Source organism: Oceanospirillum linum, assembly GCF_001995095.2.
GTDB classification, from domain to species: Bacteria; Pseudomonadota; Gammaproteobacteria; order Pseudomonadales; family Halomonadaceae; genus Oceanospirillum; species Oceanospirillum linum.
Window position 1 is genome coordinate 1 of sequence record NZ_MTSD02000166.1, and the last position, 413, is coordinate 413.

At 45.3% G+C, this 413-nt stretch carries 1 protein-coding gene; it reads right to left on the bottom strand.

What is annotated here, in order from left to right; all coding sequences use genetic code 11:
- Nucleotides 1-413 (bottom strand): carbamoyl phosphate synthase preATP-grasp domain-containing protein (locus BTA35_RS19040; RefSeq protein WP_500690218.1); only part of this gene is annotated, 413 nt, incomplete at both ends.

The following is a 413-nucleotide window of genomic DNA, read 5'->3' on the forward strand; positions in this document are numbered from 1 at the left end:
GTCGAACTCGACACCCTGACCGATTCGAATCGGACCCGAACCAAGCACCATCACACTTTTCTTATCTGTAACGACAGATTCATTTTCTTCTTCATATGTGCTATAGAAGTATGGCGTTTCTGACTCAAATTCCGCCGCGCATGTATCTACCATTTTGAATACCGGCGCAATCCCCGCTTGTTTTCTCAAGCTGTAAAGCTCAGATTCTTTCATTTTCCATTCACGGCTGATGTACTGATCAGAGAAGCCGAGTTCTTTTGCCCGTCTCAGCACATCTGTATCGCCCGCATTGGCCTTCAATTCTTTTTCAAACTGTACGATTCCGAACAGCTTATGCAAGAAGAAGACATCGATAGCGGAAAATTCATGGAGGTCTTCTACCGTGTAGCCTCTTCTGTACGCTTCAGCTAAGT